Annotated in this window: 13 protein-coding genes; 4 read left to right on the top strand and 9 right to left on the bottom strand. The window is 56.5% G+C overall.

Annotated features, from left to right (window positions below):
- Positions 1-14: 14 nt before the first annotated feature.
- The 3 genes from rstB to AC22G1_RS05280 all read right to left on the bottom strand — a co-directional run bounded on the left by rstB (position 15) and on the right by AC22G1_RS05280 (position 3347).
- Complete coding sequence (gene rstB, locus AC22G1_RS05290; protein WP_487315842.1) at positions 15-1328, bottom strand: two-component system sensor histidine kinase RstB; 1314 nt, start codon at positions 1326-1328, stop codon at positions 15-17.
- Positions 1329-1331: 3 nt separating this feature from the next.
- Entirely contained in the window at positions 1332-2030 is a 699-nt protein-coding gene (gene rstA / locus AC22G1_RS05285; RefSeq protein WP_487315841.1) for a two-component system response regulator RstA, read from the bottom strand.
- Between the two features lie 114 nt (positions 2031-2144).
- On the bottom strand, positions 2145-3347 hold the full coding sequence (locus AC22G1_RS05280; RefSeq protein WP_487315840.1) for an NAD(P)/FAD-dependent oxidoreductase: 1203 nt from the start codon (positions 3345-3347) through the stop codon (positions 2145-2147).
- A gap of 298 nt (positions 3348-3645) precedes the next feature.
- Between AC22G1_RS05280 and AC22G1_RS05275 the strand changes: the two genes are divergently transcribed.
- Positions 3646-4152 carry an RrF2 family transcriptional regulator gene (locus AC22G1_RS05275; protein WP_487315839.1) on the top strand — a complete coding sequence of 169 codons (507 nt, stop codon included), beginning with the start codon at positions 3646-3648 and terminating at the stop codon, positions 4150-4152.
- Between the two features lie 9 nt (positions 4153-4161).
- On the opposite strand, the gene AC22G1_RS05270 is transcribed toward AC22G1_RS05275, so the two are convergent.
- The 3 genes from AC22G1_RS05270 to AC22G1_RS05260 form a co-directional block, all read right to left on the bottom strand.
- On the bottom strand, positions 4162-4521 hold the full coding sequence (locus AC22G1_RS05270) for a RidA family protein (RefSeq protein ID WP_487315838.1): 360 nt from the start codon (positions 4519-4521) through the stop codon (positions 4162-4164).
- A 67-nt stretch (positions 4522-4588) separates the two neighbouring features.
- Positions 4589-5149 carry a hypothetical protein gene (locus AC22G1_RS05265; RefSeq protein WP_487315837.1) on the bottom strand — a complete coding sequence of 187 codons (561 nt, stop codon included), beginning with the start codon at positions 5147-5149 and terminating at the stop codon, positions 4589-4591.
- Positions 5150-5182: 33 nt separating this feature from the next.
- Positions 5183-6643 carry a glycosyl hydrolase family 79 N-terminal domain-containing protein gene (locus AC22G1_RS05260; RefSeq protein ID WP_487315836.1) on the bottom strand — a complete coding sequence of 487 codons (1461 nt, stop codon included), beginning with the start codon at positions 6641-6643 and terminating at the stop codon, positions 5183-5185.
- Between the two features lie 214 nt (positions 6644-6857).
- Between AC22G1_RS05260 and AC22G1_RS05255 the strand changes: the two genes are divergently transcribed.
- Together AC22G1_RS05255 and AC22G1_RS05250 are read left to right on the top strand one after the other, a co-directional pair.
- A complete protein-coding gene (locus AC22G1_RS05255; protein WP_487315835.1) occupies positions 6858-8771 on the top strand; it encodes a methyl-accepting chemotaxis protein in 1914 nt (637 codons plus the stop codon).
- Between the two features lie 118 nt (positions 8772-8889).
- On the top strand, positions 8890-10077 hold the full coding sequence (locus tag AC22G1_RS05250; protein ID WP_487315834.1) for an N-acetylmuramoyl-L-alanine amidase: 1188 nt from the start codon (positions 8890-8892) through the stop codon (positions 10075-10077).
- 3 nt (positions 10078-10080) lie between these two features.
- Here the strand turns inward: AC22G1_RS05250 and AC22G1_RS05245 are convergent, their stop codons facing one another.
- The 3 genes from AC22G1_RS05245 to AC22G1_RS05235 all read right to left on the bottom strand — a co-directional run bounded on the left by AC22G1_RS05245 (position 10081) and on the right by AC22G1_RS05235 (position 12137).
- Positions 10081-10839, bottom strand: a complete 759-nt coding sequence (locus tag AC22G1_RS05245; protein ID WP_487315833.1) for a COG4705 family protein — start codon at positions 10837-10839, stop codon at positions 10081-10083.
- A gap of 497 nt (positions 10840-11336) precedes the next feature.
- Positions 11337-11870 carry a GNAT family N-acetyltransferase gene (locus AC22G1_RS05240; protein WP_487315832.1) on the bottom strand — a complete coding sequence of 178 codons (534 nt, stop codon included), beginning with the start codon at positions 11868-11870 and terminating at the stop codon, positions 11337-11339.
- Positions 11871-12137 (bottom strand): type II toxin-antitoxin system TacA family antitoxin, encoded by a 267-nt coding sequence (locus AC22G1_RS05235; protein WP_487315831.1) that lies wholly within the window; start codon positions 12135-12137, stop codon positions 11871-11873.
- Positions 12138-12772: 635 nt separating this feature from the next.
- Here AC22G1_RS05235 and AC22G1_RS05230 point away from each other — a divergent pair.
- Positions 12773-14713 carry an AAA family ATPase gene (locus AC22G1_RS05230; RefSeq protein ID WP_487315830.1) on the top strand — a complete coding sequence of 647 codons (1941 nt, stop codon included), beginning with the start codon at positions 12773-12775 and terminating at the stop codon, positions 14711-14713.
- Positions 14714-15048 lie beyond the last annotated feature (335 nt).

The raw sequence follows: 15048 nt of genomic DNA, 5'->3' as shown, positions 1-15048 counted from the left end.
TGTAGGTGTGACCGTTACGGCAACTCTGTAGCGCCCTGGTGACGCTTTGTTACCGAATGTACAGGCAGTAACAAGGCAAAGCAGGCACCGGGGCCGGGGCCTTCGAGGCGCACGTCACCGCCATGCAAATGGGCAATGCTGCGCACTATGGCAAGGCCAAGGCCGATACCGCCGGTGCGCCGGTTGCGGCTTTCATCGAGGCGCACAAAGGGCTCGAAGATGCGCGCTGCCGCCTCGGCAGCTACGCCGGGGCCGTCGTCAGTGACTTTCAGCGCCGCCAGGCCGTCTTCCTCGCCGAGCGTAATATGCACCTGCTGGCGGCAGTGGCGAAGGGCGTTGCCCACCAGGTTGTCCATGGCCCTTTCCAAAAGCCGCCCATCCCCTTGCCAATAAAGGGGCGCAGGCGGGCCGGTGAGTTCCAGGGTGCGCCCGGCGCCCTGGGCCTGCCAGTCAGCAAGGTGCTCGGCGGCCCACTGGCCCAGCTCAAAGACGCCGATATTAAGGGCCGGCTCGGGCTCGTTAAGGCGGCTGTAGACCAGCATTTCGTCAATCAGGTACTCAAAGGCATTGAGATCCCGCTCCAACTCGGCCAGGGCCTTGGGGGCCAAGGGCGGCTCCTGCATGGCCAAGCGGTAGCGCAGCCGCACCAGCGGCGTGCGCAGCTCATGGGCGATGGCGTCGGTCAGTTGCTTGCGCCCGGCTATCAGGCTTTGCAGCTGGCTGGCCATCTGGTCGAAGGTGGCACCCAGGGTGGCCAGGCTGCTTTTGCTGGGTAGCGCCGCCCGAGCATCCAGTTCGCCCCGGCCAAGGCGCTTGGCGGCAGCTTCTAATCGCTGCAAGCCGCGCCAGTGCGGGCGCATCCACAAGAGGATGGGAAAGGCCAGGGACAGGCCCAGCAAAATCAGCAGCCCCAGCACCAACCAGTGCAATTCGTGCTGAAAATGCAGATAGGGCACCGGGCCGATAATGAGCACCTGGTCGGTGCCGGGAATGCGTTGGCGAAAGGTGGCGTCGTCTTCGACGATAAGGATGTTGCCCTGGCTCAGAAAGCGTAAATCCGCCGGGGCCAGGGGCTGCTCGCTAAGGGCGCCGGTGCGCAGTGTAAGATGCAGGCGGCGGCCAAAATCCTCAACCTGCCCCGGCCACTGGCTGGCGGGCACATCGGCCATCTGCTGGGTAAAGCGGTCCAAAAAGTCCTGCACCAGCCCTTCGAGATAGCGGTTGCTGGCCCGCTCGGCGGTGAACTGATACACCCCACCAATCAGCAGCGCCGCCGCCAAAAAGCAGGCAAACACCAACAGGTAAAACTGGGTAAAGAGGCGGCGCACCGGTCAGCTCCACTCGTCCGGCACCAAGAGGTAGCCTTTTTGGCGCACGGTTTTGATACGGGTGGGGGCCTCGGCGCTGTCGCCAAGCTTTTGGCGGAGCCTGGAGATGGCCACGTCCATGGAGCGGTCAAGGCCGTCGTAGTCGCGGCCCTTAACCTGCTGAAACAAGGCCTCGCGGCTCAAGATCTGCCCGGCATGGCTGGCCAGTTGCCATAACAAGTCAAAATCGGTGGTGGTTAGCACCACCGTCTGGCCGCCAAGGCGCACGGTGCGGGTGGCCTGGTCGATAAGCAGCGTGCCAAGCTGCAGGCGGCTGCCCTGGCTGATAGGCGCTGGCGCGGCTTTAACCTGGCGCAGTTGCACCCGCAATCTTGCCAGCAGCACATTGGGCGGCGCCGTCTTTAGGATGTAGTCGTTGGCGCCCAGCTCCAGGGCCAGCACCTGGTTCATGTCGCTGTCCAGGGAGGTGAGCATGACGATGGGGCCGGCAAAGCGGCCGCGAAGCTCCCGGCACAGCGACAGGCCGTCGAGCCCCGGCAGCATGATGTCCAGCAGCACCAAATCTGGCTGCTCCGCTGCCACCCGCGCCAGGGCCATATCGCCCCTCGGCTCGACCAGCACGTCCATGTCATGTTTACCCAGCCAGCCACCAATAAGCTGGCCGATGTCCGGGTCGTCTTCTACAAGCACAATGCGGTGCATGGCCCCTCCTGCAGTCGTGCCGGTAGCATACTCCGCTTGCCGTTAAAGGAAATATCAGCCCGGTAATTTCCCGGCAGAGCGGCTACTAAAAAGCCCCGCCAAGCGGGGCTTTGTTCAGGCCACCACCGGGATGGCCGGATCGGCGGCGGCAAGGGCAACAGAGCGCTCGGCAGCCGGCGGGTAGATCCAGACGCTGTTAATCTGGGTTTTGAGCGCCTTGGCCTCTTCCTTGACCATCTTCACTTCCCGCTCCCAACCCTCGGAATACATGGCGCCCCAGGGGCCCAGATCCAGGCAGGTCACGTACATTTCCTGGCGATAAGGGTGCGGCACCAACCCCAGCAGGCTGGCAGCTGCGTTGTTGCCACTGGCGCGGCCAAGGGAGATGGCGTGCTGGCAGGACATCAAGGCGCGGTTGCCGGCCTCGTCGGTGCGGGCGCTGGCGGTATCGCCGGTGGCAAACACGTCCTCAAGGCCAATGACCTTGAGGTTATCGTCCACAAAGAGGCGGCCGGCGGCGTCGCGCTCGGCAGGAATTTGCTCGGTCAGGGCGTCGGCGCGTACTCCGACAGTCCACACCACGGTGCTGGCCTCGATGCGCTCGCCGTTATCCAGGGTAACGCCCTGGTCGTCGACGCTGGCCACGGTGCGGCCAAGCTGCCATTCCAGTGCCAGCGCTTGGCTGGCCTCTTCGATGGCGGCGCGAGGGCCTTCGCCGAGGGCAGCGCCGATGACAAGGCCCTTATCGACCACCACCACCCGCACCTTGGTGCCTTCACCCAAGGCGGCGCGCAGCCGCGCGGGCATCTCGGCGGCGGTTTCGATACCGGTAAAGCCGCCACCGGCCACCACCACGGTATTGCGGGCGGCACTGTCTGGGCGCTCGGCCAGGGCCTTGATGTGCTGCTCAAGGCGCACCGCCTGCTCCAGGGCGTCAACATCAAACACATGTTCCATCCCTGCCAGGGCCGGTTTCACCACCTTGGAGCCGGTGGCCAGCACCAGCTTGTGGTAGCCAAGCTGCTGCGCCTGGCCGCTGGTGTCTCGGTAGCTCACGGTGTTGGCGGCTACGTCTATCTGCTCTGCCATCCCCTTAATGAAGGTCACCCCGACAGCGGCAAACAGCTCGCCAAGGGGCGCCACCATGCGATGCACTTCTTGCTCGTAAAACCGTGGCCGGACCCGCAACTCGGCTTGCGGTGCCAGCACTGTTACCTCCACATCCTGGCGCTGGTGCATATCCAGCAGGCGGCTGGCGCTTAGGGCGCTCCACATACCGCCAAAGCCGGTGCCGATGATCAAAATGCGCTGTTTCATGGTGTCACTCCAAAAAGGTTAAGGGCAGCGTTGCCAAAGCGGATGCAACCGGTTTGGTGATGGCCGCTCGCCTCGCTTATTTCCGATAATAGTTATCGTAAATTAACGGATCAAGATCTTTTTTGGTACGATCGTCGCCAAGGATCCGGCTTTGCCTTATCCCTCATAACCTTAGCTAAAATAGCTTATTCAGCGCCAACCAAGCCTTGCCGGCCAGGACTGTACAGGGCGAAGGCTTGCTGGCATCATAGGTTTTAGCGACACATTAAATCGCAGAATAAATAATTCGGAGATTACCATGGCACTGTACAGTTCTGGTGTGGAATACGGCCTGCACTGCCTGCTGTTTTTGGTGGACGACAGCAAGGGCGAGAGCCGCGAGGCCAATGCCCGTTCCCTGGCCGAATTGCAGGGCGTGCCGGCGGAGCTGCTGGCCAAGGTCTTTACCCGCCTGGCCAAAGCCGGGCTGCTGGAAGGCACCTCCGGCCCCCGTGGCGGGTTTCGGCTGGCAAGGCCGGCCGACGAGATCTCGGTACTGGATGTGGTTAAGGCCATCGACGGCAACAAGAGTATTTTCGAGTGCCGCAATATCCGCGAGAACTGCGCCATCTTCGGCGGCTGCGCCCCGGACTGGGCCAGCGCCGGGGTGTGCTCGGTGCATGCGGTGATGCAAAGCGCCCAGCAGCGCATGGAAGAGGCCTTGGCCCAGCAGACCCTGCTGGACATCGCCCGCCGGGTGAAACGCAAAACCCCCGCCGATTACGGCGAGCGTATTGCGGTGTGGCTGGAGGGTGAACCTGGCTGAGGGCGAGACTTATTGAAACGCGCTGCCAGCGGCGGCCACAAAGGCCATTTCCAAGAGGTAGTGAGGGTCAGCCAGTTCGGCTTTAACGCAGGCGCGGCTGGGCGCCGTGCCTGGCTCAAACCAGGCGTCCCAGGCGGCGTTCATGGCCGGGGCCAGGGCAAAATCGGTGAGATAGATGGTGACCGACAGCAGCCGGGTTTTGTCGCTGCCAATCTTGCCAAGACTGGCTTCGGCCTGGGCAAACAGGGCGGCCATTTGGCTGTCGATGTCAGCTTGGCCGCACTCGGGCACCTCCACAAAATGGGCAATGCCGTTAAAGACAGTAATGTCGGACCAACGTTGGCCGGGGTTAATGCGAGTGATGGTCATAACAGGTTCCAAGCCGTTAAGGGGCTGCCAGCATACCCCGCGCGGCCCGGCTTCGCCCAGCCATGGGTTATTGAGCCAGTTTCCTGGCAACGGCTTTGGCTTCCTCGTCGTTACCGGCTCTAACGATGGCGACAATGGCAGGATCGGTACAAAGCCATTGCTCCTTGACCAGTACCTCCCGGCGCAGGCGCATCAGCGGCAGGGTAAAAGGCGGGCAAGGCCGGTAGCCTTGACCTTTGGCGAGGGCATGCCAAAGGAGTGGCTCGGCAAAGAGCCCCGCCAAGGTCAATGCCAAGCCACCCAACATGCCATAAGCCATGGCGTGCTCTAACCGCTCAGCATTTGGGGATTTCACGCTGTAGCTTTTGGGCCCCAACCACAACAGTTGGCCGCCCCACAGCCCTACGCTGAAGGTCGACAGCACCAGCCCCGGGAACGAGCCCAGATCGGTGGGATGCACAATAAGGGCTAAACCGCTTTGCAGATAGGCTCGGCTTTGGCTGATAGCAGCAACCAACCACCAGCCAAGCCCGAGGCTCGTGGCCAGAAATAGCAGACAAAGCAAGGCGCCGCAGCAATAAAAGCCCAGCGGGCCAACCCGAGGCTTGGGGATGGCAGATCTTGCCATGGTCAGAACGTCCTTGTGAAAAACCGGCTGCCACTATAACCGGAAGCACCAAAAATTAATGCTGTAGGGCTTAAGCAGTTCCTGGCGCGCGAGGCTGGGGAAGTCTTTGAGTTTTACCTTGCCGCCCTGGAATTTGGGCTTAACGCCATTGATGCGCACTTTATCGTCGGTGAGCTTATCGGCGGTAAGCTCATAGCGTTTTTTCTGCATGCCAAAGCCCCGGCACTCTATCGCCTTGGCGGTGGCAGCCATGTTGATCAGCAGCAAGGTGCATTTGCCGCCCTTGCGGGCGCTGTGGCAGTAGGCCAGCACGCTCTCGTCGCTGCTTTGCACCTCAAACACCTCCCGGCCCATCAGCTTTTGCCACAGCCAGCTCACCCAAAAATCGGGGTTGGGTTTAAGGGTTTGGCGGTTGATAAGGCCGTAGTCGCCCCCCACCAGGCTTTGGCGCACCATCACCGCCAGCCCTGCCCTGGCGCCCCGGCCCAGTTGGTCGGCCCACCAGAACGACGATGCAAAACGGTCAGACAGCCGCGCCTCGCCGCCGCACTGGGCCGAGCCGGTTTCCCCTGTCCAGAGGGCGGCGTTTGGCTGATGCAGGTTGCGCCAGCCCTTGAGCTGACCCAGGTATTTATCAAAATCCTTCAACGCCTGGGGCGACATCACGTTGCTTAAGGTGGCCGAGCGGGTGCGCACCGGCGAGCGGCGGCTTTGGAAGGGGTAATAGTGCCAGTCAACGATATCCAGGGGCTCTTTGAGCACCGACAGGAAGGTTGGGGTGATGTTGGTGATGGGCTTGATGGCCTCGCCAATGCGCGGCCAAAAGGCGCTGCCCGGCCCCGCCACTTTGCTGTGAGGGCTCAAATGACGAACGGTGCGAATAAAGGTGTCGTAGTCGGCGGCCAGCTTCGAGGCCATGGGCTGGGAACCCAGGCCATAAAAAGCCCAGTAGGCATTAAGCTCGTTGCCAAGCTCGCACACCGCAATGGGCTGGCCGCGCTCGCTGCTGTAGGCCAGCAGCTTGCTGACTTCATCGGCCTGCCAGCGGCCATGGAGGCGGCGCTTGAAAAGCCCGTATTTAAAGGTAAAGGCCAGCGCCAGATCGTTACGGGCGCAAAAGCGGTGCAGGTCGTCCCACATGCCCTGGGTGAGCACCAGGGAGCCGCTCTCGCCTTGGGGGGCGGTAAAGTAATGGATGTTGTCCGCTTCCGAGCCCCCCACCCGCAGGTAGGCCGGGGCCAGGGCACGGGTGAATTTGTCGAGCTTGCCCTTTTTCAGGCTAAGGGGCGTGGTTTTCTCGGTGCCCAGGCCCTTTTTGCTGCCGGCACTGCCGTCCCACCACTGGCCACCGGCCAGCACCGAAATATCAATGGAGAACGACAAGTAGCGCTCGTCTACCCGGGCGATGGGCTTGGCTTTGTTGAGGCTTATCACCACCTTGGCGCGGCTGCCTTGCGCGTGGCGGCGAAACCGCCCTTTGAGCAACGGGAACATAAGGCCTCTTTATAACCAGGGCCCACCCAGTGTGGCGCCGCTCTGTGACAGCGATATTGCGCTCGCCAAAGGCGTTGCCCCTTTCGCCACCAGCGATTTTCTTTTTGCAAAGGGCCCTTGAACTTAATGATTTTGAAACCCGTTTTCTATTTAATAGCGGCCCAAACAAAGAAAGCACTTTTGTTAAATCAGATTTAACTTTTGGCACCATGGAATGAAACTCAGCAACCTCAGTATTAAAAACAAAATCATTACCGGCATCACTTTTGCCGTGATCGCCTCCACCGCCCTGGTGGGGGCAATTTCCCTTAGCCAAAGTAAAAAAGCCCTTAAGCACCGCCTGGTGAATATCGAGCTGCCGCTGATGGTGCAAAGCATCGAGCAGCGCATCGATGCCGAAGTCAAAGGGCTGCTGGCCGCCGCCCGCCAGGTGACCAACAACCAGTTGCTGCAACAGCTCGCCACCCGCACCGACCTAAGCCCCGGCGACGAGCAGCAGATAACGGCCCAGTTGCAGCGCCTGGCCGAGCAATACGGGCTCTCCGACGCCTCGGTGTCTGACCGCAAAACCGCCTACTTTTGGAACCAGCAGGGCTTTTTGCGCCAGCTGACGCCCCAGCAGGACCCGTGGTTTTTCAGCTATGTCGCTTCAGGTAACCCAACGCTGGTCAGCCTCTATCAAGACGCCGGCGGCAAGGTAAAACTCTTTGTCGATTACCAGCAGCTAAACGGGAAGTTGCTATCGGGCCTGGGTAAGCCGGTTGACGAAATGGTGGCCTTTTTAAATCAATTTAAAATTGAAAAATCTGGCTACGTCTTTCTTGCTGGCCCCAAAGGCGATATTAAAATTCACCGCGACCAGCAAAAGATTGGCACCGATCTTCGCCAGTATTTCAGTGGCGATATGGCGCCGCTTTTTCAAAAAAAACCCTTTAACCTGGTGGCCAGTGAGCTTGGCGGGCGGGCGGTGTTTTTAGCCAGCAGCTATATCCCGTCCATGGACTGGTTTGTGGTGGCGGTGGTGCCGGAGGACGAAGTCTTTGCCGAGCTAAGCGCGACCACCCAGGCCATCTTGCTGGTCACCGCCCTAGTGGCGCTGACCTTTATCGTGATGGGCTTTTTCCTTGCCAACGGCATTACCCGCCCCATCCGCGCCCTGGCGGCCCGCTTTTTGGATCTCGGCTCCAGCGGCGGCGACCTTTCCCAGCGCATCAGCCCCCAGGGCAGCGAAGAAATGGTGCAGCTCTCTGAAGGCTTTAACGCCTTTATCGATAAAATTCACGCCTCCATGAGCGCCGTGGCCAACACCAGCAACCAGCTAAAGGCCGCCGCCCAGCAGGTGGCCGACCGGGCCGGCCAGGCCCAAAACCACAGCCAGGACCAACATCAACAATCCTTGCTGGTGGTCACCGCCATGAACCAAATGGGCGCCACCATCCACGAGATAGCCGGTAACGCCGCCCGCGCCTCGGAAGAAGCCAGCAGCTCGCTTAGCGCCTGCCGTAGTGGCCACCAGACGGTGAGCCAGGCCACCAGCGTGATAAACCGCCTGGCCAGCGACATGGCCCAGGCCAGCACCGATGTGCAAACCCTGGCCGGCCAAACCGACAGCATTGGCGCCATCTTGGATGTCATTCATTCGGTGTCGGACCAAACCAACCTGCTGGCCCTGAACGCCGCTATCGAAGCGGCCCGCGCCGGTGAACATGGCCGGGGCTTTGCGGTGGTGGCCGACGAAGTGCGCCAGCTGGCGGCCAGCACCGCCAAGGCCACCAGCGAAATTCAAGAGATGGTGAGCCGCCTGCAACAAAGCGCCCGCCAGGCGGTGCAGGCCATGCAAGCCAGCCTGAGCGTTGCCGACCAAGGGGTGCAGGCCTCCGAAGCCGCCACCCAGGCGCTGTCGCGCATCAACGACGAGATTGGCAGCATCAGCGACCGCAATATCCAGATGGCCACCGCCACCGAGGAGCAATCGGTGGTGGTGCAAGACATCAATCAGAACCTCGACGGCATCAACCAGCTTACCGAGCTTTCATCCGCTACCGCCGCAGAGCTGGCCCAGGCCAGCACCCACCTCAAGGCGCTATCCCATGAGCTGGACAGCATGCTAAGCCGCTTTCAGCTCTGAGACTCCCGCAGCAAAAAGCCCGGCAACCGCCGGGCTTTTACTTGTTGACCATGGCCGGCACTGGACCTTACCCCCCCCGCACTTGTTACTTTATAACAAATGCAAAGCAGAGCACCCCATGTCCTTGCCCTACGCCTTCGGCCGTCGCCGCTTTATTGTCAACAGTCTTGCTGTCGGTGCCAGTATCCTGCTACCGAACCTGGCCTGGGCCGGTGCCAGCCGGCTGACCCAGGTACAGCTGAGCGCGGCGCCAGAGCATATCCGGCTCGATCTTACGCTGCACCCGTTGCCGCACTATCGTATTTTCACCCTTGCCCAGCCGGCGCGGCTGGTCATTGATCTCGCTCAGACCGAGAATGTTACCGATCTCACTGCCCTGACCCACAGCGGCTATTTCCAATCGGTGCGCTGGGCCAAACATGGCGCCCAGACCCTGCGCCTGGTTTTGGAATTCCGCGCTAATACCGACATCCACTACCAGGCGATCCCGGCCGGCGAGCGGTTACGGCTGACCATCAACAGACCTTTCCCGCAGCGGCTCCCCGACGCTGAAAAACGCCGCGACATCGTCGTGGTGATCGATCCCGGCCACGGCGGCAAAGATCCCGGCGCCACCGGCAAGGGGGGCACCCATGAAAAAAACGTGGTGCTGGCCATTGCCCGCAAGCTCAAACGCCGCATTGACCAAACCCCCGGCTTTCGCGCGGTGATGACCCGCAACAGCGACACCTTTATTCCCCTGCAAGGGCGGGTGCGTATCGCCCACCGCCATAAGGCCGATGTGTTTGTGTCGGTGCATGCCGACGCCTGCCAGGACCGGCGGGTAACCGGCTCATCGGTGTACATTCTTTCGGAAAAAGGGGCCAGCAGCGTCATGGCCCGGCGCCTGGCCGACCGGGAAAACAGCGCCGATCTGATCGGCGGCATTTCTCTGAAAACCAAAGATAAGGTACTGGCTAAAGTGCTGCTGGACCTGTCACAAACCAGCACCCTCAGCGCCAGTGCCAAGCTCGCTGATGCGCTGATTGGTACCCTGGCCCAGCATGAAAAAGCCTTGCATCGTGATATCGAACGGGCCGCCTTCGCCGTGCTCAAATCACCGGATATTCCGTCGGTGCTGGTGGAAACCGCCTTTATTTCCAATCCGCGGGAAGAACGGCGGCTGCGTACCAGCGCCTTTCAAAACCAGATAGCCCAGGCGCTGCACCAGGGGCTGACCGACTATTGCCACCGTCACATTCCTAGCCATGACCTGCGCACTGCCGCCCTCGCCCGCCCCCGGCTGACAGCCAAAGAGCCCGCCTGAGCGCTAGTGGGCCTTGACCGCCGGCCGCTGCGGCAAGGTGATGATCAGCAGCAGCACCGCCGCTGCCAGGGTGGCAGTGGCACTGAAACGGCTCATGGCCAGGCCCCCCTCGGCCAGGGGCTTGTCGAGAAAATCCCCCACCACGGCGCCCAGCGGCCGGGTCAGCACAAAGGCCACCCAAAAGAGCCCAGTGCGAGAAATCGCTGTGCCGTAATAAAGCGCCGCCAAGAGCAGCAAAGCACCGCCAAATATCGCCGCGCCGCCCACATACCCCAGGCCTTGGGTGTCGGCTGTCCAATCCCCCAGTGCGGTGCCGAGGGTTTGGGAAAAGGTGATGGTCAGCCAGTAAAAGCCCTCGGCCCCTGGGCTTTGTACCGAGCCCACATCAATGCGCCCCAAGAGGCGCTGCCAGCAAAAGAGGGTCAGCAACAGCAAGCTCAGCAGCAGCGCCGAGCCGCCGCTGTAACCTATGCCCAAAGAGCGGGTGGCAAAGTCGGCAAGGGTGGTGCCCAGGGTGGTAGAGGCAATGATGGTGGCCCAATACAAAAAGGGCCGAAACCCCGCCGCCTTGATTTGCAGCGCCACCAGCGCCACAAAAACGGTGATAAAAATGCCGGTACTGGCGAGATACCCCAGCCCGAGCGACATAGACACCGCATCCCCCCCGGTTTCCCCAAGGGTGGTCACCAGAATCTTAATCAGCCAAAAGCCCAAGGTGATGGCCGGCACCTTGGCCAGCATCTCTTTACCGGAAACAGTCATAGTGGCTCCTCCTTAGTGGTTACAAGGTTGTAACGGGAGAAGCTGAAGGGGGGATTAAGGGGCTTTTAAGCTGCGCTCTGCTGGTGTCTTTTGAAGTGGCAGTACCCTGTGGCACTGGCATTTTGAGTCGCCCCGGACTTCCTAAACACTTTCAAAGCCCGGGTCAGACAGGGGGGTAACACGAAAACAAAGCCAATACCCTTCATCAAAAGGCCAAAAGACAGTAATGGTGGTGATTTCCCTTTTGGGAACCGAAAAATCACATTGAGCAATATCACGCTCAAAAAAAACGGACAGAACCAAAACTGAGCGCCATATTGCTCAAAATATCGTACTGGTGTTTAAGTAGTTGATTTTGTTAATAACAAAAAGTGGGTGTCCCACAGAGAGCATTTTTTATGTACCGGCTTTCGCACTGGCAGGCGGGTTACTTTGTTATGGCTGCCATTTATCTCTGCCTGATGCAGGCTCCCATTTCCTAAAAGGAGGCCCTTCACTTAGCGGCTAAAAAGCTGGGCCAGGGTGTTCATGGGCAGGAACATGCGGGTACGGCCTTCGACCTCGCACAGCACTTCAAAACCGTACTTGGCATAAAAGCGCTGGGCCTCTGGGTTCAGGCAATCCACCAGCACCGCATAAGCAGGCATATGGGCATTGATTTGCCAGAGGTACTCAAGGGCTTTGATCAGGCTGACTTTACCCAGCCCCTGGCCATGAAAGGCTTTGTGTACGGCAAGCTGCGCCAGCAGGAACACCGGCACCGGGTAATGGGGGAGCTTTTTGGCAAGGGCCGCCGGTAAGGTGTCGCGGCGAATGGCGCCCGGGGCTATGGCGTAGAAGGCGCAAACAGGGAGTTTTTGATTGGGCAACGGCTCAAGGGCGGGCAGCACCATGGTCCGGCTCACCCGCGCCTGCATGTGTTTGGCGGCAAACTGGCGCAAAAAGAGGTTCAGCTCCGGCTCACCGCAATCAAAGCTGGCCCTGTCGTGCAGGGCCTTATCCAGCTCGACAAAGTGCCTGGCCCAGGCCATTTAAAAGCCGCTGTCCTTGGTAAAAGCCGCCGCCCCACGCAGCGCCTTGTTCGGCGCCTCAGCCTTGTCGCAAGCCGCCATAAAGCGGTCAAAAACGGTGCTATCCACCGTCATGCTCTCGTACTGGGCAATCACCTCAGAGGCATCTTCGTCCATCAGCTTGACCACATAATCGGTCAAACTTTTCAGCCCCAACAAAGCCGTCGCCTTCTCCGCCTTGGCCTTAATTTCCTCGTCCAGCCGGATATCCAACCGCGTCGTCGCCATCACACCCTCCCCGTACGGAGCCATTCCGTACAACCTGAGCAGTATAAAAGATCACCAACAGCGAAGGCAATCTTGTACGGAGGGTGTACGGATAGGTTGTAATAAACGCTTGCAGCGGAGCCTGCTTCGTACGGCGTTGAGCTTGAATATGAAATCCGCTGCACCAATCGAGCGCATTTATACGCCGGGTCTCGCCCCGGCATCTTAGTTTTTCTATCGTCCACTATTCACCAGTTAGTTCCTTTATACGTCGGTTCGCGCACCGACAGGCGCCCTACTTTTGTTTTGGCAAAAGTAGGCAAAACCAGTGCCCATGTTTCGCTTCATCTTCACCTCTGGTCGTTCCCGGTGCACCGGTTCATACGCGCTCCCGGCACGTATTCACCTGCCTCTACATCCCTGTCTCGGCTGCCCCTTCACTCCCTGCGGCTCAGCGCTTCACTTAACGGCAGAAGAGCATTAACCAGTTGGTTCGCAGAACGCCAAGCCAAACGATTCGCCATGCATACCCTATCCAAAACCATTTATTGGATTAAAGAATAAAAATGAAAGCACACTAAAGCAACAAATTGACAACAACCAATCAATGCTTCAATGTCTTCATTCAGGAGTAGACTCGCTAATGGATACTAAAAATGATTGTCAGCGCTATAATACGAAACTTCAAAATTTATAAAAATTTAAATTATATCCCCATTAGCAACGGAACTAACTTTTCATCATTCATTGGAGAAAACGGCGTTGGCAAGAGTTCTATACTGGCCGCCGCTGATACATTTTTCAACAAATCTGACTTAGATAGACTGGATATAAACAACGAGGCACTAGAAAAAGGCTGGGATCAACGAGAACCTTTACTGACATTTATTCTTCTCATCGAGAAATCAAAAGTAAAAAAGCCTTCCCACATTTATCGAGTTCTAGAGTTATTCAGTGACATAACATGGCAAGTTGAAACTGGTGACTTCAATCAAAGCCAGAGGCTCATAGCTGATAAATTCACAGAGCATAGAAAAATCATTAGTGAGTTTTCCAATGCAGAAAGTCACTTTCTTATTCCAATAGGCGTCAAGAAAGAAAATAAAAATATAACCTTTACCACAGCAATGTCCATTTTTGAATCGATTAGCGATTACCGAGAGAGGTTTGAGGAGGAACTTTCTGACTTGGATTTTTCTTTCGAAAATGCCATTCAAAAATTATATAGCTATGTAAGAAATATATATTCCTATATTTATGTACCTTCAGAAATTAGGCATGAAGAGTATTCAAAAATTGAAAGCAAGATTCTTCAATCCTTACTTGGAAGAAGTCTAGACAGCACAATAAAAGAGTTCGTGGACGATTCCTTTATTTCTGGAATAAACAAAGATCTACAAGAATTTGTTGACCGACTAGCTGAATCACTTAAAAACTACAAATTCAAAAAACCAGCAAAAAAACAAAGCCTTTTTAATCAATCTCATGTTACCAGCAAGATAATTGAAGCATTCTTTGAAGACAAAGTATTAAGCTTAGTTGGTGAAAGTGAATTGCTAACTCCGGTTTCTCACTTGAGTTCAGGAGAAAAAAGAAGAGCGCTAATAGATGTAGCAGAAGCCTTTTTAAAGATAAATGACAGTAAAAATAACAAAATATTTATCCTAGCTGTCGATGAGCCGGAAATCAGTTTACATACGGGATCATGCTTTGAGCAGTTTTCGAAACTGAAATCGATATCAAAGCAGGACGTTCAAACATTATTGACAACTCATTGGTATGGCTTCATGCCTGTAGTCTCCTTTGGTAGTGCTTATTATATTTCCCAAAATCCTGACAATGATATTCTTCAACTAGATCTTAGATATTACAGAGAGCAGATAAAAGAGATAAAAAGAAAAACTAAAGGTATGATGCCTGACTCAGTAGAAGTTAAAGGTATTAATGATCTGGTTCAATCAATAATATCATCTATTACATGTAATAATTCCATGAAATGGATCGTATGTGAAGGTTCCTCAGATAAGATATATCTAGACAAGTTTTTTTCGGACAAGGTAAACGTAATTGCTGTAGGTGGATCTCCCACGGTAAAAAAAATCTATGAGTATATAAAATTAGCATTAGAATCTGACCGAGATGATATTAAAGGCAGAGTCCTTTTACTATTGGATACAGATGAAAAAGGCAGTCAGTATGCCACCAGCTTTCCAATAGAAGATAAAGTCAAGATTGTCAGATTAATAAACAGGGCGAATAAGACAGAACTAATTAAGTCTTCTGATGACTTAACTAATCCACCAACAGAAATAGAAGACTCTCTAAATACAAGAGTATTTTTAAAAACTCTTATGTCATTTAAAAAATATAACCCAGAGTTATTAAACTTCTTACCTTTAGCTGATGAAATTGTAGATCATTCTCTTCCATCTGGAATCGGTTTAAATTTGAGAAAGAGTGAAATATTGCAACTAAAAGAATTCTTTTCTCTAACGGGAATTAAAAATCAGTTCGCTCTTAAGTACATTGAGATTGACAAAGAAAATGACATTCCAAATTGGGTAGTTGATTTAAAAAAATGGCTAGATGTAGAGTAAGCTGCGTTAGTGATTAGATTAGAAATCGAAGCCACCCGCTCTTGGAGCCCATTTAAGTGGAGCGCCTTACTGACGGGAGCGGGAGCTGGCTTGAGGCAGGGATGCCGAAAGAGCGGAAGACGCGTCGGGACACGCGTGTGTAGCGGTCAGCGGCAAGCGACCAGAAGGAAGGACGTCGCGTAACGCCTGGGCGGTGCCTTTGGGCACTTTGTGCGAAAACAAAGTGCCTCGCCTGCCGGTGCGAGAACCGGCGGACAAAGGAATCATCCGCGTCAAAACAGCCCTAAAGGAACGCCAATCAATGAGAATTCACACTCAATAAAAAACCCCGCTTT

The organism is Gallaecimonas zhanjiangensis, from assembly GCF_057624825.1.
This window is presented reverse-complemented; position numbering and strand designations above follow the sequence as displayed.